The following is a 24,779-nucleotide window of genomic DNA, read 5'->3' on the forward strand; positions in this document are numbered from 1 at the left end:
GCCCATGCGGTTCGCTTCGGCGAGTGAGGTGCCCGGGTTGAACATCAGCGACAGCACCAGGGAGCCCTCGTTGAACGCGGGCAGGAAGGTGCGCGGGAAGAACGGAATGGTCGCAGCCGCGATCACCACGGCCACCCCACCGGTCGCGAGGATCACCTTCGCACGCGGGAGCGACCAACCCAGGAGCCGCGCGTCCTGGCGCTTGAGCCAGCCGACCAGCGGGCTGTCGCCGTGGTCCAGCCGCTTCATCTTGGGCAAAAGGTAAACGCACAACACCGGCGTCACCGTCACCGACACCACCATCGACGCAAGGATCGACACGATGTAGGCGATGCCGAGCGGTGTGAACAAGCGCCCTTCGATGCCGGGCAACGCGAACAGCGGCACAAACACCAGCACCACGATGGCAGTGGCGTAGAGGATGCCCGAGCGCACTTCGACGCTGGCTTTCCACACCACCTCGGAAACGCCCAGCGGTGCCTCGGCAGCCCGGTTCTGCCGCAGCCTTCGAACGATGTTCTCCACACCGACCACCGCGTCGTCGACCAGCTCGCCGATGGCGATGGCCAGGCCGCCCAGCGTCATCACATTGATCGATTGATCGAGCCAGCGAAACACCACGGCCGTCACCGCCAGCGACAGCGGGATCGCCACCAACGAGATGAAGGTGGTGCGGGCCGACAACAGAAACGCAAACAGCACGATCGCGACCATGATGGCGCCGTCTCGCAGCGCCCCGGTCACGTTGTCGAGAGAGGCCTTGATGAAATCGGCCTGCCGAAAGAGCACCTTGGGCGCGGCCATGCCCTTGGGCATGCCTTGCTTGAGCTCCTCGAGTGCGGCTTCGATGTCGCGCGAGAGCCGAACTGTGTCGGCGGCCGGTTGTTTTTGAACGCTGACCATCACCGCCGGTGCGCCGTTGTAGCCCGCATCACCGCGCTTCATGGCGGGTGCAAAGCGCGCGGTGGCGACTTGTTCCAGGCGCACGGGCCCGCCGTTCTTCCAGGCGACGGCCAGGCCCTGCAGGTCTTCGACGCGGTTGGTGCGCGCCAGGTGGCGGATCAGGTACTCCCGGCCGTGCTGATCGATGAAGCCGCCGCCGGCATTCGACGCAAAACCCCGCAGCGCCTGCTCGATCTGGCTCAACGTGATGCCGTGTTGCGCCATGCGCGCCGGATCGGGTTCGACGCGAAGTTGGCGCACGTCGCCGCCAATCGGAATCACCTGGGCCACGCCGGCGATGGACAAGAGACGGGGGCGCAACACGAAGTCGGCGTACTCGCGCGCTTGCATCGGTGACGCGGCCTGCTCACCGGTTTGCAGCGGCAGCGCAATGAGCATGATCTCGCCCATGATCGAAGACACCGGGCCCATGATCGGCGAGATGCCGTCCGGCAATTGCTCTCGGGTCAGGGCCAGTCGCTCCGAGACCAGCTGGCGATTGCGGTAGATGTCGGTGCCCCAGTCGAACTCGGCATAAGCAATCGACAAGCCCACTCCGGAGGTCGAGCGCACGCGCGTCACACCCGGCATGCCGTTGAGCGCGGTCTCGATGGGAAAGGTGATGAGCTGCTCCACCTCTTCCGGTGCCATGCCCCCTGCTTCCGTCAAGACCGTGATGACGGGCTTGTTGAGATCGGGGAACACATCGACCGGCGTGCGCCAGGCCGTGAATGCGCCATAGGCCAGCAGCAGCGCGGCGGCAGCCAGCACGAAGAGCCGGTTGTGCAGGCTGTAGCGAACGATCCAATTGAACATGGTCGCGCTTTCAGCGGATCTGGTTGAGCAAGGACGCGCCTTGAACCACAACCCGGTTGTCGGCCGCGAGGCCCTTGGTCACCAGCACCGTCTTGGCATCGAGCGGCTGCACGGTGACCGGCTGAGGCAGGTAGCGTTCGGCACTGAGTTTGATGTAGACCACGGTCTCATTGGCGCTGTTGCGCACCAGGGCCTCGGCGGGCAGCACCACGCCTTGCAACTGCTCCTGGGTCAGGGCGAGCACGGTGACCGATTGGCCGACCGCAAGGCCCAGGTTTTGGGCCCCTTTGGCCTGTGCACGAAAGGTGATCGGAATGCGCCCATCGCGCAGCGTGCGCGCGGCGCCCACCACACGCAGCGTCACGCCCTCCACGCCCGCCAGCGTGGCCGAAGCGATCTTCGCGGCCAGTGCCGCATCTGCCGTGGTGGCCTCGATCATCAGCCGTTGTGGATCGATGATGTCGAACAGCACGTCTTTGGCATCGACCACCTGGCCGTTGAGCGCATTCGCCTGGGCGATGACGCCCGAGACAGGTGAGACCAGGGTTTCGCGCGAGCGGATGCTCCCGCCGACCGTGGCCTCGCGCTGGCGCAAGCTCGCGAGCTCGGTGCGGGCGGCCTCGATGTCCTTGGTCGGCACGGTGCCTTCAAGCGATTCGAGGCGCTTCACGCGCTGCTCTGCGGTGATCCGGCTGGCACGCAGCTCGGAGGCCTCCGACTGCTGGTTGGCTTCTGCAAAAGGCTCTGATTGGTATCGCAGGTAGGCCAGAACCTGGCCTTTGCGCACCGCCTCGCCGGCCACCGGCAAGCCCTTCGGTCCGGGTTCGATTCGCCCCCCATACACCGCCTGCACCCGACCACCGGCGTTGGGGTCGATCATCACCTGCCCGGGCAGCTGCACGCTTGCCGAGGCGGCCGTCACGGGCGCCAGTTGGGTTCGTATGCCCATGCGGCGCTGCGCCAGCTTGGGTGCATTGACACTACCATCGGGCAAGCGCATCAACCCCGCTGCGCGGGACGTTCCGCTGGGCCCATCGAGGTGTTCGCCATTCGGGCCATGCGCGCCAGGCGCGGCTTGGGCAAAACTAGCGAGGAAACCGCTGACCCACAGCAGCGCCGCAGCAGTTCTCACGTGAGACAGGCGCGTCATGGCGACACCTCCAGCGTGGTCTGCCGCGCGCGGCGCCGTTGCCATAGAACGGCTCCGACGCCCAGCAGCGCCAAGCTGCCGGCAATCCACGCGGAGCGTGCCCAAACGCCGTTCCCCTGGGTGTGTCCGTGGTCGCCGTCGTCTGCTGTTGTGCTGACGTTGAGGGTGCCTTCCAGCAAATCGCTCTCCTTGCCGGCGATCAAGGTAATGAGCAGCGGGTGGGCCCCCGGCTGGCTCAAGGCTTTGAGCAGCGCCGGGTCGTCGACCGCATAGTCACCGTGGTCGGCGTGAAACTTTGCGATCGCCTTGAGCCCGCCGGACTCGAGTTCCAGCTTTGCGTCGAGCACGGGCTCGTTGGTCTGGTACCGATCGATCAGGATCGACAGCTCGCCCCCACTCAGCGTGGCCACCAGCTCGAAGTCTTCCGACTTGGCCTCCATCTTCGGCGCGGCATCGGTGCCGCCCGTCGCGGTGGCCGGCCCATCCAGGTGTTCGCCATTCGGGCCATGTGCACCCGGCGCAGAGAGGGCAGGCGTGGCCATGGCCATGAGGCAGAGCAACTTGATGATCGTGCGCGACGCACGTGCAATGAGATTCATGGTGTGACCCCGAGGGATTGTTGAAGCCGAGCGCGCGCGAGCCCGAGCGCGGCGCGTTGCCGGGCCAAGGCGCCGACGGCTTGTGAGCTGACGTCCAGCGCACGCAGCAAGTCGGGCAAGGCTGTCTCGCCGGCACGAAAAGATTTGTCCAGCAGCTGGGCTCGTTCTTGCAGAAGTTCGGACCGCGCCTGCGCACTGGCAAGCTGCTGCTCTGCCGACACGACAGCTTGCCGGGCCGTGCGCAACTCGAGCGCGTGACGCTGCGCCAGGCGCTCAGAGTGAATGCGCGCGGTTTCTACAGCGGCCAGCGCCACGGCCTCCTGGGGGCTGCGTTCGGCATCGGCACCGAAAGGAAGGCGCAGGGCAATGCCCACGCTGTCCTGGCGCGCCTGCTGGTCGCCAGGGCGTTCCTGCTTCCAGCTCACCGCCACCTCGGGTGAATCACGTCTTGATCGGCGCTGGCTTTCGAGCATGGCCTGTGCCCGCTCGGCTTCGCGCTCGGCCAGCGCCAGTTCGGGATGATCGGGGGCGGAGGTCATGCTCGCAGGCTCGTTCGGGTCACCCACCACAGCGAGGCCGGTCAACGACTCCCATTGCGCCCTTGCGCTGGCGATGCGTTGCTGCAGATCGTTCATGGCGGCCTCCACGTTGAGCGCCTCGGCGCGAGCGACGAGCGCATCGGCTCGCGCCAAGTCCCCCGCGCGCACGCGGCGGTCGACGTCCACGCTGAGCGATTGAAGGTGACGCAGTTGTTCTCGCGCAGCAGCAAGCTCGGCGTCGAGCGCCGTCAACGCCCAGGCCGCCTCGCGCACCTCACCGGAGACGCGCCAGCGAGCGGCGCGCTGCGCTGCGCGCGCCACCGCAAGGTCGGCGCTGGCAGCCGTTTGCAGTGCCGAGCGTTGGCCGGGCACCCACAGCGGCACGGAGATGCCAAGTTCGGTTTCGCTGGCACCGAACCGGCCGTTGCGCCGTGCCGCTTCTGCGCTAGGCGCCTTGGGCGTCCAGGCCGACGCGGCGGACTGCCTCGCCACCGCGATCTGCTCCTGGCCCCGCGCCTCTTGCGAAGCGACAGCGCGCTGCCACGCGGCCTCCACGGCCTGCGCCAAGGAAGGGCCCTGCGCAGCCACGGCAGGGGGCGAGTTACTTTGTGCCATGACGGAGGCACAGGCCGTTGCGCCGGCAAGAAGCCAAGGCGCAGCCCAACGATGAGTTTTCAAGTTCGAGTTCGCCGCACATGCAGCTGCGGGCAGCTGCGACCACACAGTTCCGGCGCGCTGCTGCGTGCGCCGGGCCGATCAGGGGATCAGCAAGACAACCTGGGAGGTCGTCGTGGTCCTTCGAGGAACGGGGGTGCGAGTGGTTGGCTCTGGTAGGTACCGGTATCGACGGCCTGAGCGGCCACGGCCACCCAATCGATGCTCAGCGGCAAGACCGCCACGGGGTTGAGGTGTGCATCAGTGTGGACAACGTGCTGGATGGATTCTTCCGAATCGTCCTGATGTATGTCGCCATCATGATCAGCATGGTGATGGTGAGCTTCGCCAGACCAGTGCGCCACCACGTGGCGTTCATCGGCGCCGCCGTCCCGGGTCAGAGAGGTCGAGCCCCAAGCCACGGCCTGCCAAGGGAGGAGGATCATCACGAGGAAAAGGGCAATCCAGCGGCGCATGGCGAGCATTCTAGTGATGCGCCTGCAGCGCCAAACGCAAAGGGCGATTCAGCAGCGAGCCTTAGCCCTTCAAGGAAAAATGGTGATGCAGGCGGTTTCGCTGGCTGACACGAGCTCGCCCGCTCGGTCGAACAATGGGTGGTGGCGGCGGCGGCGCCACGACCACGACCACGACATCGACATCGACTTCGCCGCCACCGCCACAACCGGCAACACCATCGACCACGGCAAGACAAAGGGCAGCGGCGAAGTGACGCCCACCGCGAAGCTGGCGCTGGTCGCCAGCTACAGGTCGCCAACACATTGCGCATGCCATCAACGCGGTGACGCTTCTGGCGGTTTCCGCGCACCGGGCTGCGCCGAAAGCCGCCGCACGAACCAAAGTGCCATGGGCGGGACGACCACCCACTGCAGCAAGGGTGAGAGGCCGATCTCGATTCCCGGGAGCACCGGCATCTCGGCCGAGTAAGCCCAGGTTTGGGCCCAGTGCCCTCGCGTGGCCAGCCACTCGATCACTGTTGTCATCGCAACGCCCACCGCGATGAACCCGGCCCATTCGCAGCGTGACGGCACGAGCAACCAGCGCCGCCGCCGCGTGACGGACGCGACGCTTGCATGAGCAAACAACATGATCGCAGCGTCCCCCAACGTGGCTTGCAAACAGGCGCCGACGACGGCGGAATGAGGCGCAGTGGCCATGCCTTCAAACAAGGGTGCCTGCAAGACCTCCCAAGGAAAGTTGAGAAGCAACGCGAACACCACCAGATCGATTTCCGGCGCTGCACTCAGCACCGACTCAAGACGTGTCGCTGGGTGCCGGGGGCGCTCATCACATCGACTCATCGGCGTGAACCCGCTGGCTGGTGGGGCTGTGGGGGGGGAGGCGGCCACACCGGTAGACCCTCCACCTTGGCATCGATCCCGCGGTCAGTAACGATCTCCACGGCCCGATCTGCCATCAGCAGGCAGATCAGCACCGCTTTCGCCTGCGTGCGCGCTGGGATCATCACATGACCGGCATGGCCGACATGTTCGGTTCGAACAAGCACCTTCGGCCCCTTGTCCCCCGGGTCACAGACATGCGCCGGAACCAGTTCGCCGCGGCAGTGGTAGCCACCACTCGCCACGCGTTGCCGAATTTTTTCCAGCGTGGTCTTCGCTTCGTGGTGGTGCACGGTCGCGCTGCCGGCAACGTAATTCACGTCGGCGTGTGCTCATCGTCGGGTGCGGCCCGGGCGGTTGCACCAACGGTGATGAGGGCGAGCGCGAGTGGGTGAATGAGTTTCATGGGTAACTCCTGGTCAAGGGGATATGAACGGATGTGCATCGGGGTAGTGCCCCGGCATGGCGCCGCTTCCTGCGGGATAGCGTCGGTGCGTCTGACTCCAGCACGACAGAGGCGAGCGCCGAATCGCGGAGCGCGATGCTCCGTATCAGCGCATCAGGCATGTTGAGTTCGGATGACCTGAATCTCATACTACGAGGGCATCACGGCGAACCCTTGATCCACATCAAATTGGCGCCCCGTGCGGCGCGTCACCGTGGCGCAGTACGACGGGCGCGTGTTGCTTTGGAGGGCATTGCGAACAACTCGTTTCGCGCCGTCTGGGTGATTGCGACAACGCAGGGATGCGTGATGCGTCGTTCGACCGAGATGGCGAAGAACTCGTCCATCACCTCGGTTGCGACGCCCAAGGCCTTCACGTTGAATTGCTTCGCGATCTCGCGCGACAGCACCGCGGGACCGACGAAGATGCCCGCGCCGTGACGACCGAATTCCTTGGCCAGCGCACTGTCGTCGAACTCTCCGACCACTCGCGGGTGCAGCGAGCGTGACTGAAACCACGCCCGCAGACGCTTCCCAACCGCCGAGTGCTCACTCGGCATCAGCATCGGGGCACCGTCGAGACAGCTTGGAAAAGTCCCTTTGTGGGCCTTGAGCAAGGCGGGCGTAGCGAAGAAGCTCACCGCCGACGCCCCGAGCTGATGGCTGAAGGCGCGCACACTGACTGTGGACGGAATCGGAGCGTCCGAGATCACCAGGTCGAGCCGGTGCAACGCAAGTTCGGCGAGCAGGCTGTCGAGCTTCCACTCCCGGCACACGATTCGAACCGGCTCCGGCAGTTCGGTTGCTGGCTCGATCAGCCGGTAGGCAATCGACTTCGGAACCGCGTCAGCCACCCCCACCCTGAACTCCAGCATGCGCCCCTTGTTCGGGTGTTCGCGCACCGCCTCCTCGAGCTCGGCACCCATCGAGAAGATCTCTTCGGCATAGCCCAGCGCCAAGCGTCCTGCTTCCGTGAGCACCAAGCCTCGCCCGCTTTTGGCAAACAGCGCACTGCCCAGCGCTTCTTCGAGCGTTTGAATCTGTCCACTGATGGTCTGAGGTGCCACGTGCAACTGCTCGCTCGCGAGCGTCACGCTGCCCGACGTCGCCACCTGCATGAAGTAGTGGAGGTGCTTGTAGTTCATCGATTGATCCTCAGTTTTTTTCGAATGGTATGCGTATATCTTTCGAATTTACACACATGGCGTGCGCCCCTAGATTAGGGATGTCGCCACACCAGGCGGCCCAAAAGGATGCAAATGAACGTCAGTATCCAGAGCCAGGATTTCCCGCTCACGCGTGCACTGTCCGACCACGCTAAACGCCGGTTGCAATTTGTGTTGACGCGCCGCAGCGACCGCATCCAGCGCGTCGTCGTGCGTCTGGGCGACAAGAATGGCCCACGCGGCGGCGTCGACAAGTTCTGCCGCATTCAGGTCTATCTGCTCGATGCGCCCATGGCCGTCATCGAAGACATCGGGCTCGATATGTACGGCGTGATTGCTCGCGCGGCGGATCGGGTCGGCCGGGTGGTTGTCAAGCATCTCGACCGATCACGCGTCGGCAGGCGGCATGGTCGTGGCGACGCCACCTCGTCGCTGCCCGATGAGTTCAGCGTTGCCGCCGGCCTCACGCCCTTCGAGTCTGCAGGTGTCGATCGACCACCTGTTCAGCTGCCTGCTGGCGCTGATCGGCTTCGGCCGGCCGCATGAATCAATGTTCTTAAGGAGAAAACCATGAAGTGCCCGACCTGCCCTGCAGCCTCACGAGCGCAGCCCGACTTCGTGGATTCGGACTACCGCGGCGGCCGCGTCCATCACGGCGGCCGCCGGAAATCGTGGCTGAGCGACATCTTCGACTGATCACCTCGACGCCTACAACAGAAGTACACCCCATGCGTACCTACCCGAACAACAGTCCGCAGGCAGCCGCCTGCATCGTCGCAATGGCCGCGTGCCACATCGACCCTCGACCGCTGGCCGAACTGATGGCCGAGATCGACGACTCCGAGCTGCGTCTCAAGGTGCTGGGTCTCTGCGCTGCCGTCATCGAAGCAGACGGTCATGTTGTCGAGGGCGAGGCAATCGTGCTCAGGGTGGCGGTCGAGCAGTGGGGTTTGCAGCCCTGGATGCTGCCACCGGAACTCTCGAAAGGCAGAGTCAAGCATGTCTGACTATGTACCGATGGCCGCGCTGGCGGCAGTGATTTTGCTGGGTGCCCTGCGAGAGTACGTCAGCCACAACCGGCGTGACGCCAAGCTGATGGCCGCGTTCGGCGTAGCCGGAATGATGGCCAGCACCGCAGTTTGGCTTGGCTGACATGGCAGGCGGTCGAACACCGCCCCGCACGCTCCCGAGGAGCCTTCGTCACCGGACATCGATCCTCCAGCCCATCAATCAACCGGGCCCTCATCCGGCCACTTTCAAGGATTCATCATGAACAAACATTCGTCTTCCACCCGTCGCTATGCCCGCAACAGCCCGCACGCTGCGGCCCGCATCGTCGCGTTGGCACTCATTTCGAGCGGCGAGGTCAAGCCCTCCGAGGTTGCAGTTCTCGAAGCGATGCGGGCTCACGAACAACTGGGCCTCACGCAGCAGGAATGGCATGACGTTGTCCACGGCTTGTGCGCCGACTTGCTGGCGTCGGCAACGCAGGGCGCGGACTGCCTCATCGACTCTCGAATGATCAAGCGGCTGCTCGGCGATGTAGACAACGTGACGCTGCAACGTCTGGTGCTACGCCTTTGTGCAGCTGCGGTCAACGCAGACGGACACATCGACGACGGCGAATCCTTCGTCATGCTCGCCGCCATTGACCATTGGGGCCTTGACCCCGATGAGCAGGCACTCCTTGAACCCCTGCTGTACGGCCTCGATTTCCAGGTGGCTCCCCGCGGCACACGGTGGATCCAGCCAGCTCGATGATCGCCGCGCTGCGCTGAACCGCTGACAACAACGCCCCAGTTGATGAGAGACTGTTTGTGAATATCGAATCCTTCGCCACCGGCCCGATGTGGGCCGGCTTCATCATCTTCGTGCTGGCCATGCTGGCCCTGGACTTGTTCGTGCTCGGCGGGCGCAAGGCCCACCGCGTGTCGGTCAAGGAAGCCGCGAGCTGGGTCCTGGCCTGGGTGGCCATGGCCCTCACGTTCGGTGCCTTGTTGTGGTGGTACCTGGACGGCACCGCGGGCCGCGAGATCGCCAACACCAAGGCGCTGGAGTTTCTCGCTGGCTACCTGATCGAACAGTCTTTGTCGGTGGACAACATGTTCGTGTTCGTGATGATCTTCACCTACTTCGCAGTGCCGCCGGAGTTGCAGCGCCGCGTGCTGTTGTACGGTGTGTTGGGCGCGATCATCATGCGCGCAGGGATGATCCTGGCCGGCGTGTGGCTGGTGTCGGAGTTCGCCTGGATTCTGTATGTGTTCGGCCTGTTCCTGGTGGTGACCGGCATCAAGATGCTGGTCTTCGCTGAACACCAGCCCGACCTGGAAAAGAACCCCTTGCTGCGCTGGCTGCGCGGCCACATGCGCATCACCCCGGGCTTTCACGGTGAGGCTTTCTTCGTGCGCATCAACGGGCTGCGTTACGCCACGCCGATGTTCCTGGTGTTGATCCTGATCGAGGCCAGCGACCTGGTGTTCGCGGTCGACAGCATTCCAGCGATCTTCGCGGTGACGACCGATCCGTTCATCGTCTTCACCTCCAACATCTTCGCCATCATGGGGCTGCGCGCGATGTACTTCCTGCTCGCCGACATGGCCGATCGATTCCACCTGCTGAAGTACGGCCTGGCTTTGGTGCTGGTGTTCATCGGCGGAAAGATGCTGGCCATGCCGTGGTTCCACATGCCGATCCAGTGGTCGCTGGGCATCGTGGGCTCGATCATCCTGATCTCGGTGGTCCTCAGCCTGAAGCTGTCGAGCCGCAAACCTTCAGTGAGTGCTGCATGACCCTGCCTGAAACGCAAAACGCCGCTCCACCGCCGACCCTCGAACGACGCGACGACATCGGGCGGCTTGTGGCTGTCACCTGGCGCAGCGCCGGGGCCGGTGCCTGGGACAACCCCGCCGGCGGGCGCTGGCTGGTGGCGATTGACGGCTCCGAGTGCTCGTTGCGTACCCTCGCGAAGGTGGCCGACCTGGTGGCGCTGGGGCGCGACAACGAAGTCGACCTCGTGCACGTGCAGCCCTGGCTCGTGAAAGAAGCCGCAGAGACCGAGTTGCCACGACGCGGCTGGGCAGCCACGGCCCGGGCGCGCGGCTTGCTCGACGCGGCATCGATCCGCTGGCGCCTGCACGCGATCCTGGGCGAGGCGGCGCCAGAGATTGCAGGCATGGCCGATGCGCTGGGCAGCCGCGGCATCGCCATCGGTTCGCACGGGTTGACCGCCGCCGAATCCCTGTTGCTGGGCTCGGTGGCCTCCAAGGTCTTGCACCTGGCTGCGCGGCCCGTGCTGATCGTGCGTTGATGGCTGAGCGCGCCCATCGTCGGCGATGAGCTTCTTCGAACCCGTCATCCTGTTCTTTCTGCTCGGCGCGATCGCCGGCTTCGTTCGCTCGGACCTCAAGATCCCCGGCGTCCTCTATGAGTCCTTGAGCATCTTTCTGCTGCTCGCCATCGGCATGAAGGGCGGCGTCGAGTTGGCGCGCTATCCGCTGCTCGATGTCGCCATGCCCGCGCTTGTGGTGGTGGTGGTGGGCGCCTTGATCCCGTTGGTCGCGTTCCCGATCCTGCGCCACATCGGCAAGCTGTCGCCCGCCGATTCAGGATCGATCGCTGCACACTACGGGTCGGTCAGTGTGGTCACCTTTGCGGTTGGCTCCGCCTACCTGGCGCGGCTCGGCGAGGCGGCAGAGGGCTTCATGACGGTGTTCCTGGTGCTGCTCGAGTTTCCCGCGCTGGTGATCGGCGTGATGCTGGCTCGGCGCGGTGAGCAAGGCACGCCCTGGACAAAGGTGCTGCACGAGGTCTTCGCGGGCAAGAGCATCGTGCTGTTGCTGGGCGGGCTGGCCATCGGATGGTTCGCCGGCCCCAACGGCATCGCGCCGCTCGACCGCCTGTTCTTCGACCTGTTCAAAGGGCTGCTCGCGATCTTCTTGCTGGAGATGGGGCTGGTGGCCGCTGGCCGCATCGGCGACCTGCGCCGCGCGGGCTGGTTCCTGGTCGTGTTTGCCACCCTGATGCCGCTGGCAGCCGCGGGGCTGGGGCTCATCACCGGCCTGCTGCTGGGGCTGTCGGTGGGGGGCATCACCTTGCTGGCCACGCTGTACGCAAGCGCCTCCTACATCGCGGCACCGGCGGCGATGCGCATCGCTGTGCCACAGGCCAACCCGGCGCTGTCGATCGGCGCGGCGCTCGGCATCACCTTTCCATTCAACCTCATCGTGGGCATTCCGCTGTACCACCGGTGCGCACAATACCTCCACCACGCCGGAGTCTGACCACATGGAACTGACCGCTCGCAAGCTGCTGACGATCGTGACCGAAGCGGCCCTGGAGGACACGCTGGTCAGCGACATCGAGACCCTTGGCGCCCGCGGCTACACGATCACCGACGCACGCGGCAAGGGCAGCCACGGCAGGCGCGACGCCGCCTGGGTGCCACACGCCAACATTCGCATCGAAGTGCTTTGTGACGCCGACACGGCCCTTGTCATCTGCAAGGCACTTCGCGAGCGCTACTACGACAACTACTCCATGGTGATGTACGTCGGCGACGTCGAGGTATTGCGCCCGGGGAAGTTCTGACCCTGGAAACCTGCGCGAACGTCAAAATTGCTGCGCATCAAGGCACCGAGGAGATCAGACACCATCACCACGTCGGCCTCCACACCGGGCTCGAGATTGAATCGCGACCGGGCCCGTCCGCACAACAAGCCAGCGTCATTGCGGGGGTGCCGGCGCGAGGTCAGATGCGCGCCACGCACAAGGCGGCGGCGCTCGAGAAGGCGGCGGTGCTCAGGGTGTGCCCGCTGGAGAAGCTGGAACCCCAGCACCACTGCGCCTCCCACAAGGCAGGTCGGGCCCGGCCAACGATGGCTTTCATGCCCCAGACGACGAGCGTCGCGGAGATCGACGATTCAGCCAGCAGCACGGCTTCGCGGCCACGGCCGCGCACAGCGGCCACCGCTCCAAGTTCAGCGGCACCGTGCCGAAGGCGAGGTTGAGAAAGCCCAGATGCACGACCGCCATCTGCCACACCACCGACGGCGCGATGGCGGCCCACAGCCAGGGGTTTCGAGCGCTTTCGCGACCTCGTTTCTGTTCACGACCGAAGGGTCGGCCAGCATCACTGTGCGACCGCCGCGCGGGTGGGGTAGGCGATCTGGAATAGCTTCGACCTCGTCAGCTCCAGGCCACCGTTTGCAACAGCGTATCCATCTGGTCCAGCGCGATCGTCCTGGCAAGCATCGGGCAAGTCAGGGCCGCAATGCTTGAGGGGTGTCAATCGGCGCTTTGATGAAGATCAACACCCGCCGAGAGTCGCGCTCCTAGCATGCACTGCGCCCCGCCTTCACTCACGGAGTTCACGCTCATGGCCCTCACCAGAACCTTTCCCACTGCAGTGGCGCCGCCAGCCGCACCGGTGCGGGGCAGAGTGGCGTCCAGCCGGCTGCCACTCAGCCTGCTGGTCGCCCTGGTCGTGGGCTCCATCCTCGGCAGCGGCATTTTCGGCTTGCCGCAGAACATGGCGGCGGGTGCGGGCACCGGGGCGATTCTGATCGGCTGGCTGATCACCGGGGTGGGCATGCTGGCGCTCGCCTTGGTGTATCAGTCCCTCGCCATGCGCAAGCCCGACCTGAACAACGGCGTCTACGCTTATGCGCAGGCTGCGGCCGGCGAGTACGTCGGCTTCAACGCCGCGTGGGGCTACTGGGTCAGCGCCTGGATTGGCAACGTCGGCTACCTGGTTGCGGCATTCGGCGCACTCGGCTATTTCTTCCCCGCCTTCGGCGACGGCAACACGGCAGTGGCCATCGCGGGCGCTTCGGTGGCGCTGTGGGCAGTTCACCTGTTGGTGCTGAGGGGCATCCGCGGTGCGGCGCTGCTCAATGCGGTCGCCACCTTGGCCAAGGTGTTGCCGCTGCTTCTGTTCATCGCGGTGGTCGCGCTGGCATTTCAGACCAAGACCTTCGCTTTCGATTTCTGGGGCGCGCCCAAGCTCGGGCCCATGCTGGATCAGGTGCGCAGCACCATGCTGGTCACGGTGTGGGTCTTCATCGGCATCGAAGGCGCGAGCGTCTACTCGGCGAGAGCACGCCGCCGCGAAGACGTGGGTCGCGCCACCATCGTTGGCTTTGTCATCACCTTGCTGCTGTTGATGGGTGTGTCGCTGCTCTCACTGGGCGTGCTGCAGCAACCGCAGCTTGCGCAACTGAAGAACCCGTCGATGGCAGGGGTGCTGGAAAGCATCGTCGGCACCTGGGGTGCGGTGCTGATCTATGTGGGGCTGATCGTCTCTGTCGGCGGTGGCTTCCTGGCCTGGATGCTGCTCGCTGCCGAGTCGCTCTTCACGCCGGCAGGGGGCGGCGTGATGCCCAAATGGCTTGCGCGCCAGAACCCACAAGGCGTGCCCGCCAACGCGCTGTGGCTCACCAACGGCATGGTTCAATTGTTCTTGCTGGTGACCTTGTTCTCCAAGGCTTCGTATCTGGCGCTCATCTCCTTGTCCACGGCGATGATCCTGCTGCCCTACCTCTTCAGCGCCGTCTACGGGCTCGTGATCTCATGGCGTGGCGAAGGCGCAGCAGGTACCCAGCGCCGAGCTGATCTGCCGATTGCGGGCTTGGCGACTGTCTACTGCATGTGGCTGCTGTATGCCGCGGGCCTCAAGTACCTGCTGCTCGCATCTGTGCTCTATGCACCGGGCGCGATGGTGTACCTGTGGGCGCGCAAGCAACGTGCACAGCGCGCGTTCAAGGGCTACGAGATGGCAATCCTCGCAGCGCTGCTGCTGATGGCACTGGCTGCCGCCTACCTGCTCGCCACCGGTGGTCTCACCCTGTGAACGCGGCACCCGTCAGCCGCAAGTCAATCAACATCGACACCGCATTCGGCGTTCATTCGGAAGTCGGCCGCCTGCGCAAGGTGATGGTGTGCCGGCCCGGTTTGGCGCAGATGCGGCTCACGCCTGCCAACTGCCGTGACCTTTTGTTCGACGACGTGATGTGGGTCACGCAGGCCAAGAACGACCACTATGCGTTCGTCAATGCGATGGTCGAGCGCGGTGTGGAGGTGCTCGACATGCACGAGCTGCTGGCCACCGTGGTGGCTGATGCCACCGCGCGCAGCTGGGTGCTGGATCGCAAGCTCGGCATCGGCTTCATCGACGCCGAAGACGCCGTCGCGCTGCGAAGCTGGCTCGAGTCATTGCCGCCAGCCAGGCTGGCTGAACACCTGATCGGTGGCGTTGTGCGGGGCGAGCTTCCGTTCGAGCCCGTAGGCCTGGTGGCGCGGTGCGCCGCACCCCCCGAATTCCTGATGCCGCCCCTGCCCAACACCCTCTTCACCCGCGACACCAGCTGCTGGATCGGTGACGGCGCGGTGTTGAGCCCGATGTTCTGGCCCGCCCGCCGCCAGGAGACTTTGCTCGCCACCGCCATCTACCGCTTTCATCCGGCCTTCGCGGGCCGCGTCACCGAGTGGTGGGGCGACCCGGATGGGGATCACGGCCAGGCTTCACTTGAAGGCGGTGACGTGATGCCGCTCGGCCGGGGGGTGGTGCTCATCGGCATGGGCGAGCGCACGTCGCCACAAGCGGTGAGCCAGCTGGCCCGTGCGTTGTTTGCGCGCGGTGCGGCCAGCCGCGTCATTGCCGCCCAGATGCCGAAGTCTCGTGGGGCCATGCACCTCGACACCGTGTTCACCTTTTGCGACAGCGACCTCGTCACCATCTTTCCAGACGTGGTCAACACGATACGCAGCTTCAGCCTGCGCCCCGGGCCCCGCGATGGCATGCTCGATGTGCACGAAGAAGCCCTGCCCTTCGTCGAGGTGGTGGCACAAGCGCTTGGCCTGCCCCGCCTGCGCACCGTGCTGACCGGCGGCGATGCCTACGCAGCCGAACGCGAGCAATGGGATGACGGCAACAACCTGTTGGCCCTGGCGCCAGGCCTGGTGATGGCCTACAACCGAAACACCTACACCAACACGCTGCTGCGCAAACAGGGCATCGAGGTGATCACCATCCCGAGCGGCGAGCTGGGTCGCGGGCGCGGCGGCAGCCACTGCATGTCGTGCCCGATCGCGCGAGACCCTCTCTGATCTGTCCCCCCGGGAACCTGCACCATGAGCTTCAATCTTCGCAACCGCAGCCTGCTCGACCTGAAAGACTTCGCGCCACGCGACATTCGCTTCCTCATCGACCTGGCCGCGGAACTGAAGCGCTCCAAGTACGCGGGCAACGAGCTGCCGCGCCTGCAAGGCAAGAACATCGCGCTGGTCTTCGAGAAAGCCTCCACGCGCACACGTTGCGCCTTCGAGGTGGCCGTGCATGACCAGGGCGGCCACGTGACCTACATCGACCCCGTGGGCTCGCAACTCGGCCACAAAGAATCGCTCAAGGACACGGCGCGCGTGCTAGGACGCTTGTACGACGGCATCGAGTACCGCGGTTTCCACCAGAGCGTGGTCGAAGAGCTGGCCCGTTTCTCGCACGTGCCGGTATGGAACGGGCTCACCGATGAAGCGCACCCCACGCAGATCCTGGCCGACCTTTTGACGATGGAAGAGTTCGGCGAAAAGCCGCTGCACGACATGTCGTTCTGCTACCTGGGCGACGCCCGCTTCAACATGGGCTGTTCGCTGCTGATCGGTGGCACCCAGATGGGCATGGATGTGCGCATCGCCGCACCGGTGAGCCTGCAACCTCCAGCGGAGCTGGTTGCCCAGATGCGCGAACTCGCCATCACCACCGGTGCGCGCATCACGCTCGAGGCCGACCCGCTCAAGGCCGTGGCCGGCGCCGACTTCCTGTACACCGACGTGTGGGTCTCCATGGGCGAGCCCGACAGTGTGTGGAAGCAGCGTATCGACCAGCTGCTCCCCTTCCAGGTGACAGCCGCCTTGATGCGCGCCACTGGCAAGCCGCGCACGCGCTTCATGCATTGCCTGCCTGCGCTTCACAACCTCGAAACCGAAGTCGGGCGGCAGGTGCATGAACGCTACGGTCTCACCGAGGTCGAGGTCACCGACGAAGTGTTCGAGTCGGAGGCCTCCATCGTCTTCAGCCAGGCCGAAAACCGCATGCACACCATCAAGGCCGTGCTGGTGGCCACGCTGGCATGAGGGCGCTGCCATGAGGCTGGTGGTGGCGTTGGGTGGCAATGCACTGCTGCGCAGGGGCGAGGCGCTGAGCGCCGACAACCAGCTTCACAACGTGCGCATCGCCGCCGCCCAGTTGGCGCGCGTGGCCCTCAAGCACGAGCTCGTGCTGACACATGGCAATGGCCCACAGGTCGGCTTGCTGTCGCTCCAATCAGCGGCCTACACCGCCGTGGAGGCCTATCCCTTGGACGTGTTGGGCGCGCAGACCGACGGCATGATCGGCTATCTGCTCGAACAAGAGCTGAGCAACCTGCTGCCGCATGGGAAAGCGGTCGTCACCCTGCTGACGCGTGTGGAGGTCAATCTTGATGACCCGGCCTTTGCCACACCCAGCAAACCCATCGGCCCGGTTTACTCACGTGAAGAAGCCGACCGCGCAGCGGCCGAGAAGCACTGGGCCATTGCCGCCGACGGGACCGGTTTCCGCCGTGTCGTTGCCTCGCCCATGCCGCAGCGGGTGCTCGGCATCGACCCGATCCGCTGGCTGCTTGCACACCAGGCGTTGGTGATCGCCGCCGGCGGCGGGGGCATCCCGGTCGCGGTTGCCGCCGATGGCCACCGCCACGGCGTCGAGGCGGTGATCGACAAGGACCTCTGCAGCGGCTTGCTCGCTCGCGAGCTCAACGCCGACTGCCTGGTCATCGCAACTGACGTCGACGCCGTCTATCTCGACTGGGGGCTGCCGGGCCAGCGTGCCATCCGGCATGTATCGCCGGCCGAACTGTCACGCCACCGGTTTGCGGCGGGATCGATGGGCCCGAAGGTCGAAGCGGCATGCCGGTTCGCGGAGGCGACCGGCCAGCGGGCGCTGATCGGTTCGCTCGAACACATCGAAGCGATGCTCGAAGGGCAGGCCGGCACGGAGATCCGGCGGGGCCGTCAAGAGTCGCCGTGAGCCGGATGCAGTGATCTTCAATTTTTCAATCCTCCTCTCCGCCAACCGATCGTCCCGAGACGTTCGACAAAGTCACATCAACTTCCCGGCGTCGACGACAGGCCGCCCAACGCCGTTGCCACGGCCTGCAACGCACGCCCGCAATCGTCACGCGTGAGACCGCCGCCCAGACACAGACGCAGGCCCTCGGGTGGAAGGCGGTCGGTGCAGAACGCGCTGGCGGCCACGGCCGCCACTCCCACCTCTCGGAGCTCACCGGCAATCTGTGTGGCCACCGAGGCAATGCCGCTGTCGGCGAGGAGCGCGAGTCGCTGTCGCTGCGTTGTGCGGGCATCACGAGCGTGGTGTGGTGCATTGGCTTCGCGCCAGATTTGCGCTGGCTGGACGCGCCGGTGTTCAACGGTCGCGGACATCCGGTTCACGAACGCGGCGTGACGCGTGTCCCCCGGGCTCTACTTCATCGGCCTTCCGTGGCTACACACCTGGGGGTCGGGGCGCTTCTGCGGCATCGCCCGCGATGCGGCCTTCGTCGTGCAGCGTCTGGTGGAGCGCCTGTTGCTCCTGTTTGGCGCACTCCACGGCACATACCCTGCCGGCTCCAGGGTTTGCGTGTATCAATGAATGGCGGGCTGTGCTCGAATACTACGAGCTGTCATTTGACGCCGTTTTCTGGAGCAACCCGCCATGCGCAACTACCTGCAGTTCTACATCGACGGCCGCTGGGTCGACCCCGCCGTGCCGAAGAGCATCGACGTCATCAACCCGGCCACCGAAGTGTCCGCCGGCCGCATCTCCATGGGCTCGGCCGCCGATGTCGACCGCGCCGTCAACGCGGCGCGCAAGGCCTTCGCGAGCTACTCGCAAACCAGCGTCGCCGAGCGCGTGGCGCTGCTCGAACGGATCATTGGCGAATACAAGAAGCGCTACGCCGACGTGGCCGCCGCCATCACCGAAGAGATGGGCGCACCGGTGAAGCTGTCGAATGATGCGCAAGCCGCGATGGGCATCGCCCACCTGCAAACCGCGCTCGGTGTGCTGAAGGAATACAGCTTCACCAAGGCCCGTGGCAGCACCCTGCTCGTGCAAGAGCCGATCGGCGTGTGCGCCTTCATCACGCCCTGGAACTGGCCGATGAACCAGATTGCCTGCAAGGTGGCGCCGGCCTTGGCGGTCGGTTGCACCATGGTGCTCAAGCCCTCGGAGATCGCGCCATTCTCCGCCCATGTGTGGGCCGAGATCCTGCACGCGGCCGGTGTGCCCGCGGGCGTTTTCAACCTGGTCAACGGCGACGGTCCGACCGTGGGCGCAGCGCTCTCCCGCCACCCGTAAGTCGACATGGTGTCGTTCACCGGCTCCACGCGCGCCGGCATCGAGGTGGCGCGCAACGCCGCACCCACGGTCAAGCGTGTGCACCAGGAACTGGGCGGCAAGTCACCCAACATCATTCTGGAAGACGCCGACCTGAAGACGGCGGTGACGGCGGGTGTGCGTGGCGTGATGGGCAACTCGGGCCAATCGTGCAACGCACCCACGCGCATGCTGGTGCCCAAGGCGCGCATGGCAGAGGCGCTGGCCATTGCCAAATCCGCCGCCGAAGCCACCACGGTGGGCGCTCCCGACAGCGGAGCGGCACTCGGCCCGGTGATCTCGGCCGCTCAGTGGGACAAGATCCAGACGCTGATCCACAAGGGCATCGAAGAAGGCGCCACGCTGGTGGCCGGCGGCCCCGGCAAGCCGCAGGGCCTGGAGACCGGCTACTACGTCAAGCCGACGATTCTCGGCAACGTGAACAACCAGATGACGGTGGCACGCGAAGAGATCTTCGGCCCGGTGCTGACCATCCTCGGTTACAACACGGTCGATGAAGCCGTGGCCATTGCCAACGACACACCTTATGGCCTGGCCGCCTATGTCTCTGGCGCCGACCCCGAGGCCACACGCAAGGTGGCTGCGCGCTTGCGTGCGGGCCAGGTCAACATCAACAGCGCGGCCATCGACCTGATGGCGCCTTTCGGTGGCTTCAAACAATCGGGCAACGGCCGCGAATGGGGCGACCATGCCTTCAGCGAGTTCCTGGAAGTGAAAGCCATGCTGGGCTACGCACCGGACAAGGCAGGCTGAAGGAGCTGCGCGGTCACACCTCGGCAATCTTCTCTTCGGCTTCCTCGCGCTCTTTTGCATCGGCTTTGAGATGCGGTTGTTCAGCGGCCGCTTCCGGCTCGTAGCTCAGGCAAACGAAGACGGGGAAATGATCCGACCCACAGGCCGGCAAGCGACGAAAGTCGACCAGCCGGAAGTGCGGCGAGTGAAAACAATGATCGAGTGGAAATCGGATCAGAGGCCACTTCGCGTTGAAGGTGTGGAAGAAGCCCCGCCCCACCCGCGGGTCGAGGAGCCCGCTGATTTTCTTGAAGAGGTCGTTGGTATGCGACCAGGCCACGTCATTCAAGTCGCCCAGCACCACCACCGGCGCCTGGCGCGCCTTGATCTCCTTCCCCACGATCAATAGCTCGGCATCACGCTCGGTGGAGCGATCGTTCTCTGCGGGTGCGGGAGGTCTCGGGTGCAGACAGCGCAGGTCGATGGATTGGCCGTTGCGCAGCTGCACGCAGGCATGGATCGACGGAATGTCATCCTGCACCAGGAACTTCACCTCGGTGTGGCGCAGCGGCAACTTGGAGTACAGCAGCATCCCATAGGTGTTCTCCTGCGCTTGCTGCACGGTGTGGGGGTGGGTTTGCTCCAGATCGCGCAGTTCGTTTTGCCACCATGCATCTGTTTCAACCGTGAGCACGATGTCAGGGTTGGCGTCTTCGACGAGCCTGCGCAGGCGCGCGGCTTCGCGATTGTCCATCTGCACGTTGGAGCACAGCAGACTCACGCGCCTGTCCGCCGAGCCCTCGAGGCTCGGCAGCACCTGCACTCGTGCGAGCCGCGTGTACGGCCACATGCGATAGCACTGGTAGGCCAGTGCGATTCCCAGCAGGCTGAGAAAGCCAGCGTCGACGAAACTTGGCCCGCTCCCCTCGTGGGCCAAGAGCAGGCCAGCCAACACCACACCGATCAGCGCCGCTATCTGAAGTCGAGGAAAGTCGAATACACGAATCCACCAGGCTTCATTTCGCACAAGGGGGAGTGCGGTTGCCACGAGCAACAGGCAACCCAGACCGTAGAGTGGCCATGCGAGCCACTCACTCATTCCACGCGCGGGTGGGGTTGGCTGCGGGTGTGGCGGGCGACGCACCAGCGCGTTGCGCCTGCGGCGACCCAGGTGGCCGCGTTGTAATCGGCCTTGAAGACGCCCTGGTCGAGCGGTAGTGGTCGTAGGCCTTCTTGGCCAGCCCGGATGTGATGGCGAAGACGATGAGTTTGCGCAGCAGCATGAGAGTCTCCAGTGAATGAGGTGTCTTGAAATTACAAGACCTCACACCCCGGTTCAATCAGGATTCGGCGTATCGGTCGGTAGGTGCAGGCCTACGACAGTCCGTCGCACGCAGGCGCGTGATCGTTTGGGTTTTCCATCCCGCGCACTGCACGGTCACGATCCAACGTGGCCTCTCGTGCGTTCGTCGATGATTCGCATGAGGGTGTCTTGATCGACCGGCTTGGTGACGTGATCGTCAAAGCCCGCCGCCAGCGCGCGGGCTCGATCCGATTGCTGCCCGAACCCCGTCAAGGCCACCATGGGAACAGACTTCATTTGTTGCATTTGCCGCAGCTCACTCGCGATCTGGCAGCCGTCTTTTCCGGGCAACCCAATGTCCATCACCACGATATCGACAGACTCCGACGCAAGCGCCAGACGAACCTCGGCATGGTTGCGGGCGGGTATCACGCTATGGCCCATCAGTCGCAGCAACTCGCTTGTGGTTTCCATCGCATCAAGATCGTCTTCCACCAGGAGCACACGGCGTGGGGCCGCAGCGTCTTGATTTGGCCCGGCGGGCATCGAGGCGCTCTGGGAGACTTTCGGGAGCGTGACACGGAAGGTGGTGCCGGTGCCACGGCCCCGACTTTCGGCGCTCACCTCGCCGCCATGAAGTTCAACCAGCTGCTTCACCAGCGCAAGACCGATGCCCAAGCCGCTTGCCATGAAGCCCTCTCTGGCCGGCCCCTGCACAAAAGGTTCGAAGATGTGCGGCATCAGCGCCGCATCGATGCCCATGCCGGTGTCCACCACCTCAAGGAGGGCCTGCTCCCCCACGGCGCGGACGTTGACCCGGATCTCGGTATCCGGAGCCGAGTATTTGAGCGAGTTGGACACGAGGTTGTTGACGATCTGTTCCAGGCGCACCGCGTCGCCATTCACCCAGACGTCTTCCGACTCAATCGAGATGACGCGGCCAGAAGCCCGATCCGAGGCTCGCAAGGCCTCGACACAACGTCGAACGCAGTCGGCCAGATTGATCCGCGTGGGTTCCAGCACGATCTTCCCGGACACCAGGCGACTCACATCCAGCAAGTCATCCACGATGTGAGCCAAATGCCGGTTCTGGCGCTGGATGATGGCGAGAAACTTGGCCTTCGCCTCCGGCGTGGTGCGGGGGTGCCCCAGAACAGCGGTGGCACCGGTGATCGCGGCCAGCGGGTTGCGCAGTTCGTGCCCTAACAGGGCCAGAAAATGATCCTTGGCCGTGTTCTGCATCTGGGCTGCTTCGCGAAGGGCGGTTTCGCGGGCCAGGAGCAGGTTGCGCTCCTTTTCAGCGGCCTCCCTGGATCGCCTTTCGGATGCAATCGACTCGCCGGCCTCCGCGATAGAACCGTAGAGGTCGTTCACTTCGTGGAGCGGGCTTTTCGTGATGACGGGGGTGACGCCTTTGCCGACGAATTCGGCAGCCCGCGAAGCGACCTCGATCACATGAATGAAGGTACGACCCAGGAACGTCGCCGCGATGATCGCCGCAGTCAACGCGATCACTCCAGCAACCCCCAGCCAGATCACGGAGCGGGTGGCGGATGAATCGATCTGCGCCACCGGCGCAGCCACTGCCACGGTCCAGCCGGTCAACTCCGAGTGTGTGAAGGCATCGTAAGAGTCGACTCCCTCCAGCGTCTGATGCCGGATGAGCCCCTCGCTGGATGCCGCGGCGGCGGCCACGAGTTCGGGGCGCGCCTGCTTTCCAAGAAGTTCATCGGAATTCTTGTTTCGCGAGATGAACTTGCCGTTTCTGTCGATGACCGCGATCGTGATGTCAGAGCTGCTCTTGAGGGTCAGTGCGGTGGCTTTCCAGTGCTCGACCGAGAACGCCTGCGCAATGACGTACCGCTTTCCGTTCCACGCCTTGGTGGGCAGATACAGGGTGGTAACAAGCTTGCCCGTCGCTGGCCCGATGATCAGGTCGGTGACAAGAATGCGGTTGCTGGCCAGGACTTTTGCAACTCGATCTTGCGCCCCGGCAGGTGGAGGCGGTGTTCCAAAGGGAACCGCCGTATTCACAACCTGCACCCCGGATTCATCGAGCAACAGCGTCCAGATGTGAGGCTGGTTGATGGCCAGTGCCTGCTCGTAGAAGGCTTTGAAGTTGCCAGTTCTCAAATGATCCGACTGGGCCATCCCCGTCATGGCGCCAATCGATCGCTGCACTTCGCGGTCGACCAGGAGCGCCGAGGCCCGCACCGTTTCACGCAGGCCGCGCAGCGCGGCTTCTCGCTCCCCATCTCGCACCTGTTCGACCGCGACGATGGCGGCAAGAAAGCCTGGAACGAACACAACCGCAGCAACGATGAGAAGCAAGGTTCGTATGCGCATGTCGGGTTCTGGGTAGGGGCAGGTTCGGTGTGGTGCTGGCGCACTCGGTCAGCTGCGGGAAGTGCCATCGAATGCGATCGTGATGATCCGCGAAAAATCGCCATTTAGTTGAAGGAATGCTGCTGGAATCTTTGTAGGAATCTGAAGACGCCGTGCAGCCAAGCCTGAATGAAAGCCTCTTTTGGCACCGCTTATCGGGCGGTCACCCGTTTGCGCTGCGAGCACCATCCTGATGACTCTGTGCTCGCTGCGACCAGCGGTTGAAGGTCTTCTTGCGCCCGTTCTTTCAGCCAACCTGCAGGTGCCCACATGCTCCACCGCCCTCTCCTGCGCCGCTTGATTCTGGTGCTCCCGCTGGTGCTTCTGTCGCTCGGCGCCCCCTCGGTGGCCGTCGCTCAGCCGCTGCGCATTGCCGTGTCCCGCTCGCCCTTGTCTCTGCCGCTCTATGTGGCTCAGCAAAAGGGCTACTTGGCCGACCAGGGCCTGCAGGTGACCCTGCTGCCCTGCATGGGCGGATACCGCTGCATGCGCGAGCTGCTCGATGGCAAGGCAGACATTGCCACCGTCGGCGAGCTGCCCATCGTCTTCAACAGCTTCGAGCGCAGCGACTACGCCATCATCGGCACCATCGTCTCGACCACGGAAGACGTCAAGCTGCTGGCGCATGCCCGCTCCGGCATCGCCAAGCCACTGCACCTGGCCGGCAAGCGCATCGGTGCGGTCATGGGCTCGGCCAGCCAATACTTTCTCGAGCTCTACCTGCTGACGGTGGGTGTCGACCCTCAAGGCGTCACCATCGTGCCCCTGGCACCCGAACAGATGCTGGATGCACTTCAGTCCGGGAAGATCGACGCGGCAGCCCTTTGGGAGCCCCACGCCTACCTGGCCATCAAGGCCCTGGGAAGCAGCGCCCTGCTGATGCCCAACAGCAGCGCCTACCTGCTGACCTTCAATCTGGTCGTCCAGCGCCGCCACGTGGGCGTGCGCGATGCCGAGCTGACGCAGCTGCTGCGAGCGGTCGAGCGTGCCGAACGTTTCATCCAGGAGCGGCCCAACGAAGCACAGGCGATTCTCATGAGTACCCTGAACCTCGACCAGGCCTTCGTCGACTGGGTCTGGCCCGGCATGGGCTACCGCCTGGGCCTGGACCAGGTTCTGATCAGCACGATGGAGGGCCAGGCCCGCTGGGCGCGCCGTGAGGGGCATGTGAAGAGCGGTGCCAGCCCCAACTTTCTCGGGCTGCTGCACACATCCCCGCTGAAGGCGGTCAAGCCTTCGGCGGTGGGCGTCGGGCGCTGAAC

The 24,779-nt window shown here is 64.7% G+C and carries 26 protein-coding genes and 3 pseudogenes; 16 read left to right on the forward strand and 13 right to left on the reverse strand.

Features of this window, described 5'->3' with window-relative positions:
- From RMO40_RS12200 to RMO40_RS12220, 5 genes are all read right to left on the reverse strand, one after another.
- On the reverse strand, positions 1–1,758 hold a 1,758-nt coding region (locus tag RMO40_RS12200; RefSeq protein WP_309721280.1), incomplete at its 3' end, for an efflux RND transporter permease subunit.
- A gap of 10 nt (positions 1,759–1,768) precedes the next feature.
- Entirely contained in the window at positions 1,769–2,908 is a 1,140-nt protein-coding gene (locus tag RMO40_RS12205) for a permuted SH3 domain-containing protein (protein WP_309721282.1), read from the reverse strand.
- Complete coding sequence (locus tag RMO40_RS12210) at positions 2,905–3,450, reverse strand: hypothetical protein (RefSeq protein ID WP_309721285.1); 546 nt, start codon at positions 3,448–3,450, stop codon at positions 2,905–2,907. The genes RMO40_RS12205 and RMO40_RS12210 overlap by 4 nt, the downstream gene beginning before the upstream one ends.
- Positions 3,451–3,503: 53 nt before the next feature.
- Positions 3,504–4,661, reverse strand: coding sequence for a TolC family protein (locus tag RMO40_RS12215; protein WP_309721287.1), 1,158 nt, complete (start codon positions 4,659–4,661; stop codon positions 3,504–3,506).
- Between the two features lie 149 nt (positions 4,662–4,810).
- On the reverse strand, positions 4,811–5,176 hold the full coding sequence (locus RMO40_RS12220; protein WP_309721290.1) for a hypothetical protein: 366 nt from the start codon (positions 5,174–5,176) through the stop codon (positions 4,811–4,813).
- Between RMO40_RS12220 and RMO40_RS12225 the strand changes: the two genes are divergently transcribed.
- On the forward strand, positions 5,175–5,645 hold the full coding sequence (locus RMO40_RS12225) for a hypothetical protein (RefSeq protein ID WP_309721291.1): 471 nt from the start codon (positions 5,175–5,177) through the stop codon (positions 5,643–5,645). The two genes, RMO40_RS12220 and RMO40_RS12225, sit on opposite strands and share 2 nt — an antisense overlap.
- A 370-nt stretch (positions 5,646–6,015) precedes the next feature.
- On the opposite strand, the gene RMO40_RS12230 is transcribed toward RMO40_RS12225, so the two are convergent.
- Together RMO40_RS12230 and nhaR are read right to left on the reverse strand one after the other, a co-directional pair.
- The gene (locus tag RMO40_RS12230) at positions 6,016–6,378 is read right to left on the reverse strand and encodes a hypothetical protein (protein ID WP_309721296.1); all 363 of its coding nucleotides are present in this window, start codon (positions 6,376–6,378) and stop codon (positions 6,016–6,018) included.
- Between the two features lie 334 nt (positions 6,379–6,712).
- Positions 6,713–7,648 carry a transcriptional activator NhaR gene (nhaR, locus tag RMO40_RS12235; protein WP_309721300.1) on the reverse strand — a complete coding sequence of 312 codons (936 nt, stop codon included), beginning with the start codon at positions 7,646–7,648 and terminating at the stop codon, positions 6,713–6,715.
- A 108-nt stretch (positions 7,649–7,756) separates the two neighbouring features.
- On the opposite strand from nhaR, the gene RMO40_RS12240 reads away from it, so the two are divergent.
- From RMO40_RS12240 to RMO40_RS12275, 8 genes are all read left to right on the forward strand, one after another.
- The gene (locus tag RMO40_RS12240) at positions 7,757–8,215 is read left to right on the forward strand and encodes an HPF/RaiA family ribosome-associated protein (RefSeq protein ID WP_309721303.1); all 459 of its coding nucleotides are present in this window, start codon (positions 7,757–7,759) and stop codon (positions 8,213–8,215) included.
- Between the two features lie 182 nt (positions 8,216–8,397).
- Positions 8,398–8,676, forward strand: a complete 279-nt coding sequence (locus RMO40_RS12245; RefSeq protein WP_309721307.1) for a hypothetical protein — start codon at positions 8,398–8,400, stop codon at positions 8,674–8,676.
- A complete protein-coding gene (locus RMO40_RS12250) occupies positions 8,669–8,821 on the forward strand; it encodes a hypothetical protein (RefSeq protein ID WP_309721310.1) in 153 nt (50 codons plus the stop codon). The genes RMO40_RS12245 and RMO40_RS12250 overlap by 8 nt, the downstream gene beginning before the upstream one ends.
- Positions 8,822–8,938: 117 nt before the next feature.
- On the forward strand, positions 8,939–9,430 hold the full coding sequence (locus RMO40_RS12255) for a TerB family tellurite resistance protein (protein ID WP_309721312.1): 492 nt from the start codon (positions 8,939–8,941) through the stop codon (positions 9,428–9,430).
- Positions 9,431–9,516: 86 nt separating this feature from the next.
- The gene (locus tag RMO40_RS12260) at positions 9,517–10,458 is read left to right on the forward strand and encodes a TerC family protein (protein WP_309721430.1); all 942 of its coding nucleotides are present in this window, start codon (positions 9,517–9,519) and stop codon (positions 10,456–10,458) included.
- Positions 10,455–10,976 (forward strand): universal stress protein, encoded by a 522-nt coding sequence (locus tag RMO40_RS12265; RefSeq protein WP_309721315.1) that lies wholly within the window; start codon positions 10,455–10,457, stop codon positions 10,974–10,976. The genes RMO40_RS12260 and RMO40_RS12265 overlap by 4 nt, the downstream gene beginning before the upstream one ends.
- A gap of 25 nt (positions 10,977–11,001) precedes the next feature.
- Positions 11,002–11,949 carry a sodium-dependent bicarbonate transport family permease gene (locus tag RMO40_RS12270; RefSeq protein ID WP_309721319.1) on the forward strand — a complete coding sequence of 316 codons (948 nt, stop codon included), beginning with the start codon at positions 11,002–11,004 and terminating at the stop codon, positions 11,947–11,949.
- A gap of 4 nt (positions 11,950–11,953) precedes the next feature.
- Positions 11,954–12,256, forward strand: coding sequence for a P-II family nitrogen regulator (locus RMO40_RS12275; protein WP_309721321.1), 303 nt, complete (start codon positions 11,954–11,956; stop codon positions 12,254–12,256).
- A gap of 160 nt (positions 12,257–12,416) precedes the next feature.
- Here RMO40_RS12275 and RMO40_RS12280 read toward each other — a convergent pair whose 3' ends face one another.
- Both RMO40_RS12280 and RMO40_RS25500 read right to left on the reverse strand, forming a co-directional pair.
- A complete protein-coding gene (locus RMO40_RS12280; RefSeq protein ID WP_309721323.1) occupies positions 12,417–12,635 on the reverse strand; it encodes a hypothetical protein in 219 nt (72 codons plus the stop codon).
- A gap of 14 nt (positions 12,636–12,649) precedes the next feature.
- A pseudogene (locus tag RMO40_RS25500) lies at positions 12,650–12,700 on the reverse strand (hypothetical protein); the annotation flags it as partial.
- 343 nt (positions 12,701–13,043) lie between these two features.
- Here RMO40_RS25500 and arcD point away from each other — a divergent pair.
- The 4 genes from arcD (at position 13,044) to arcC (ending at position 17,729) form a co-directional block, all read left to right on the forward strand.
- Positions 13,044–14,516: an arginine-ornithine antiporter gene (gene arcD, locus RMO40_RS12285; RefSeq protein WP_309721326.1), complete on the forward strand. Its 1,473-nt coding sequence runs from the start codon at positions 13,044–13,046 to the stop codon at positions 14,514–14,516.
- An 83-nt stretch (positions 14,517–14,599) separates the two neighbouring features.
- The gene (locus tag RMO40_RS12290; protein WP_489660153.1) at positions 14,600–15,772 is read left to right on the forward strand and encodes an arginine deiminase; all 1,173 of its coding nucleotides are present in this window, start codon (positions 14,600–14,602) and stop codon (positions 15,770–15,772) included.
- 24 nt (positions 15,773–15,796) lie between these two features.
- Positions 15,797–16,795 carry an ornithine carbamoyltransferase gene (gene argF / locus RMO40_RS12295; RefSeq protein WP_309721331.1) on the forward strand — a complete coding sequence of 333 codons (999 nt, stop codon included), beginning with the start codon at positions 15,797–15,799 and terminating at the stop codon, positions 16,793–16,795.
- A gap of 10 nt (positions 16,796–16,805) precedes the next feature.
- On the forward strand, positions 16,806–17,729 hold the full coding sequence (gene arcC / locus RMO40_RS12300) for a carbamate kinase (RefSeq protein WP_309721333.1): 924 nt from the start codon (positions 16,806–16,808) through the stop codon (positions 17,727–17,729).
- A gap of 77 nt (positions 17,730–17,806) precedes the next feature.
- Here the strand turns inward: arcC and RMO40_RS12305 are convergent, their stop codons facing one another.
- Entirely contained in the window at positions 17,807–18,142 is a 336-nt protein-coding gene (locus RMO40_RS12305) for a hypothetical protein (RefSeq protein ID WP_309721336.1), read from the reverse strand.
- On the opposite strand from RMO40_RS12305, the pseudogene RMO40_RS12310 reads away from it, so the two are divergent.
- Both RMO40_RS12310 and RMO40_RS12315 read left to right on the forward strand, forming a co-directional pair.
- Positions 18,026–18,350 (forward strand): annotated as a pseudogene (locus RMO40_RS12310) (hypothetical protein); the annotation flags it as partial. The gene RMO40_RS12305 and the pseudogene RMO40_RS12310 overlap by 117 nt on opposite strands.
- 63 nt (positions 18,351–18,413) lie before the next feature.
- Positions 18,414–19,850, forward strand: a pseudogene (locus RMO40_RS12315) (aldehyde dehydrogenase family protein).
- A 13-nt stretch (positions 19,851–19,863) separates the two neighbouring features.
- On the opposite strand, the gene RMO40_RS12320 reads toward RMO40_RS12315, so the two are convergent.
- The 3 genes from RMO40_RS12320 to RMO40_RS12330 all read right to left on the reverse strand — a co-directional run bounded on the left by RMO40_RS12320 (position 19,864) and on the right by RMO40_RS12330 (position 23,478).
- Positions 19,864–20,928: an endonuclease/exonuclease/phosphatase family protein gene (locus RMO40_RS12320; RefSeq protein ID WP_309721339.1), complete on the reverse strand. Its 1,065-nt coding sequence runs from the start codon at positions 20,926–20,928 to the stop codon at positions 19,864–19,866.
- Positions 20,921–21,112 (reverse strand): hypothetical protein, encoded by a 192-nt coding sequence (locus tag RMO40_RS12325; RefSeq protein WP_309721343.1) that lies wholly within the window; start codon positions 21,110–21,112, stop codon positions 20,921–20,923. Before RMO40_RS12325 ends, RMO40_RS12320 begins: the two co-directional genes overlap by 8 nt.
- Positions 21,113–21,267: 155 nt before the next feature.
- Entirely contained in the window at positions 21,268–23,478 is a 2,211-nt protein-coding gene (locus RMO40_RS12330; protein WP_309721346.1) for an ATP-binding protein, read from the reverse strand.
- Positions 23,479–23,787: 309 nt separating this feature from the next.
- Here RMO40_RS12330 and RMO40_RS12335 point away from each other — a divergent pair, with 309 nt between their 5' ends.
- Positions 23,788–24,777: an ABC transporter substrate-binding protein gene (locus tag RMO40_RS12335; protein ID WP_309721349.1), complete on the forward strand. Its 990-nt coding sequence runs from the start codon at positions 23,788–23,790 to the stop codon at positions 24,775–24,777.
- Positions 24,778–24,779 lie beyond the last annotated feature (2 nt).

It is taken from the genome of Rhizobacter sp., from assembly GCF_031412075.1.
In the GTDB taxonomy this organism is placed as follows: Bacteria; Pseudomonadota; Gammaproteobacteria; order Burkholderiales; family Burkholderiaceae_C; genus Rhizobacter.

Bases quoted from the DNA above. Each gene is read 5' to 3' on its own strand.
- RMO40_RS12270 (WP_309721319.1), top strand. From the start codon at position 11,002: ATGAGCTTCTTCGAACCCGTCATCCTGTTCTTTCTGCTCGGCGCGATC.
- RMO40_RS12215 (WP_309721287.1), bottom strand. From the start codon at position 4,661: ATGGCACAAAGTAACTCGCCCCCTGCCGTGGCTGCGCAGGGCCCTTCC.
- RMO40_RS12290 (WP_489660153.1), top strand. From the start codon at position 14,600: ATGGTGTGCCGGCCCGGTTTGGCGCAGATGCGGCTCACGCCTGCCAAC.
- RMO40_RS12205 (WP_309721282.1), bottom strand. From the start codon at position 2,908: ATGACGCGCCTGTCTCACGTGAGAACTGCTGCGGCGCTGCTGTGGGTC.
- RMO40_RS12255 (WP_309721312.1), top strand. From the start codon at position 8,939: ATGAACAAACATTCGTCTTCCACCCGTCGCTATGCCCGCAACAGCCCG.
- RMO40_RS12220 (WP_309721290.1), bottom strand. From the start codon at position 5,176: ATGCGCCGCTGGATTGCCCTTTTCCTCGTGATGATCCTCCTCCCTTGG.
- RMO40_RS12250 (WP_309721310.1), top strand. From the start codon at position 8,669: ATGTCTGACTATGTACCGATGGCCGCGCTGGCGGCAGTGATTTTGCTG.
- arcD (WP_309721326.1), top strand. From the start codon at position 13,044: ATGGCCCTCACCAGAACCTTTCCCACTGCAGTGGCGCCGCCAGCCGCA.
- RMO40_RS12240 (WP_309721303.1), top strand. From the start codon at position 7,757: ATGCAAATGAACGTCAGTATCCAGAGCCAGGATTTCCCGCTCACGCGT.
- RMO40_RS12210 (WP_309721285.1), bottom strand. From the start codon at position 3,450: ATGGCCACGCCTGCCCTCTCTGCGCCGGGTGCACATGGCCCGAATGGC.
- RMO40_RS12330 (WP_309721346.1), bottom strand. From the start codon at position 23,478: ATGCGCATACGAACCTTGCTTCTCATCGTTGCTGCGGTTGTGTTCGTT.
- RMO40_RS12245 (WP_309721307.1), top strand. From the start codon at position 8,398: ATGCGTACCTACCCGAACAACAGTCCGCAGGCAGCCGCCTGCATCGTC.
- arcC (WP_309721333.1), top strand. From the start codon at position 16,806: ATGAGGCTGGTGGTGGCGTTGGGTGGCAATGCACTGCTGCGCAGGGGC.
- argF (WP_309721331.1), top strand. From the start codon at position 15,797: ATGAGCTTCAATCTTCGCAACCGCAGCCTGCTCGACCTGAAAGACTTC.
- RMO40_RS12320 (WP_309721339.1), bottom strand. From the start codon at position 20,928: ATGAGTGAGTGGCTCGCATGGCCACTCTACGGTCTGGGTTGCCTGTTG.
- RMO40_RS12225 (WP_309721291.1), top strand. From the start codon at position 5,175: ATGGCGAGCATTCTAGTGATGCGCCTGCAGCGCCAAACGCAAAGGGCG.
- RMO40_RS12265 (WP_309721315.1), top strand. From the start codon at position 10,455: ATGACCCTGCCTGAAACGCAAAACGCCGCTCCACCGCCGACCCTCGAA.
- nhaR (WP_309721300.1), bottom strand. From the start codon at position 7,648: ATGAACTACAAGCACCTCCACTACTTCATGCAGGTGGCGACGTCGGGC.
- RMO40_RS12325 (WP_309721343.1), bottom strand. From the start codon at position 21,112: ATGCTGCTGCGCAAACTCATCGTCTTCGCCATCACATCCGGGCTGGCC.
- RMO40_RS12335 (WP_309721349.1), top strand. From the start codon at position 23,788: ATGCTCCACCGCCCTCTCCTGCGCCGCTTGATTCTGGTGCTCCCGCTG.
- RMO40_RS12260 (WP_309721430.1), top strand. From the start codon at position 9,517: ATGTGGGCCGGCTTCATCATCTTCGTGCTGGCCATGCTGGCCCTGGAC.
- RMO40_RS12275 (WP_309721321.1), top strand. From the start codon at position 11,954: ATGGAACTGACCGCTCGCAAGCTGCTGACGATCGTGACCGAAGCGGCC.
- RMO40_RS12305 (WP_309721336.1), bottom strand. From the start codon at position 18,142: ATGTCCGCGACCGTTGAACACCGGCGCGTCCAGCCAGCGCAAATCTGG.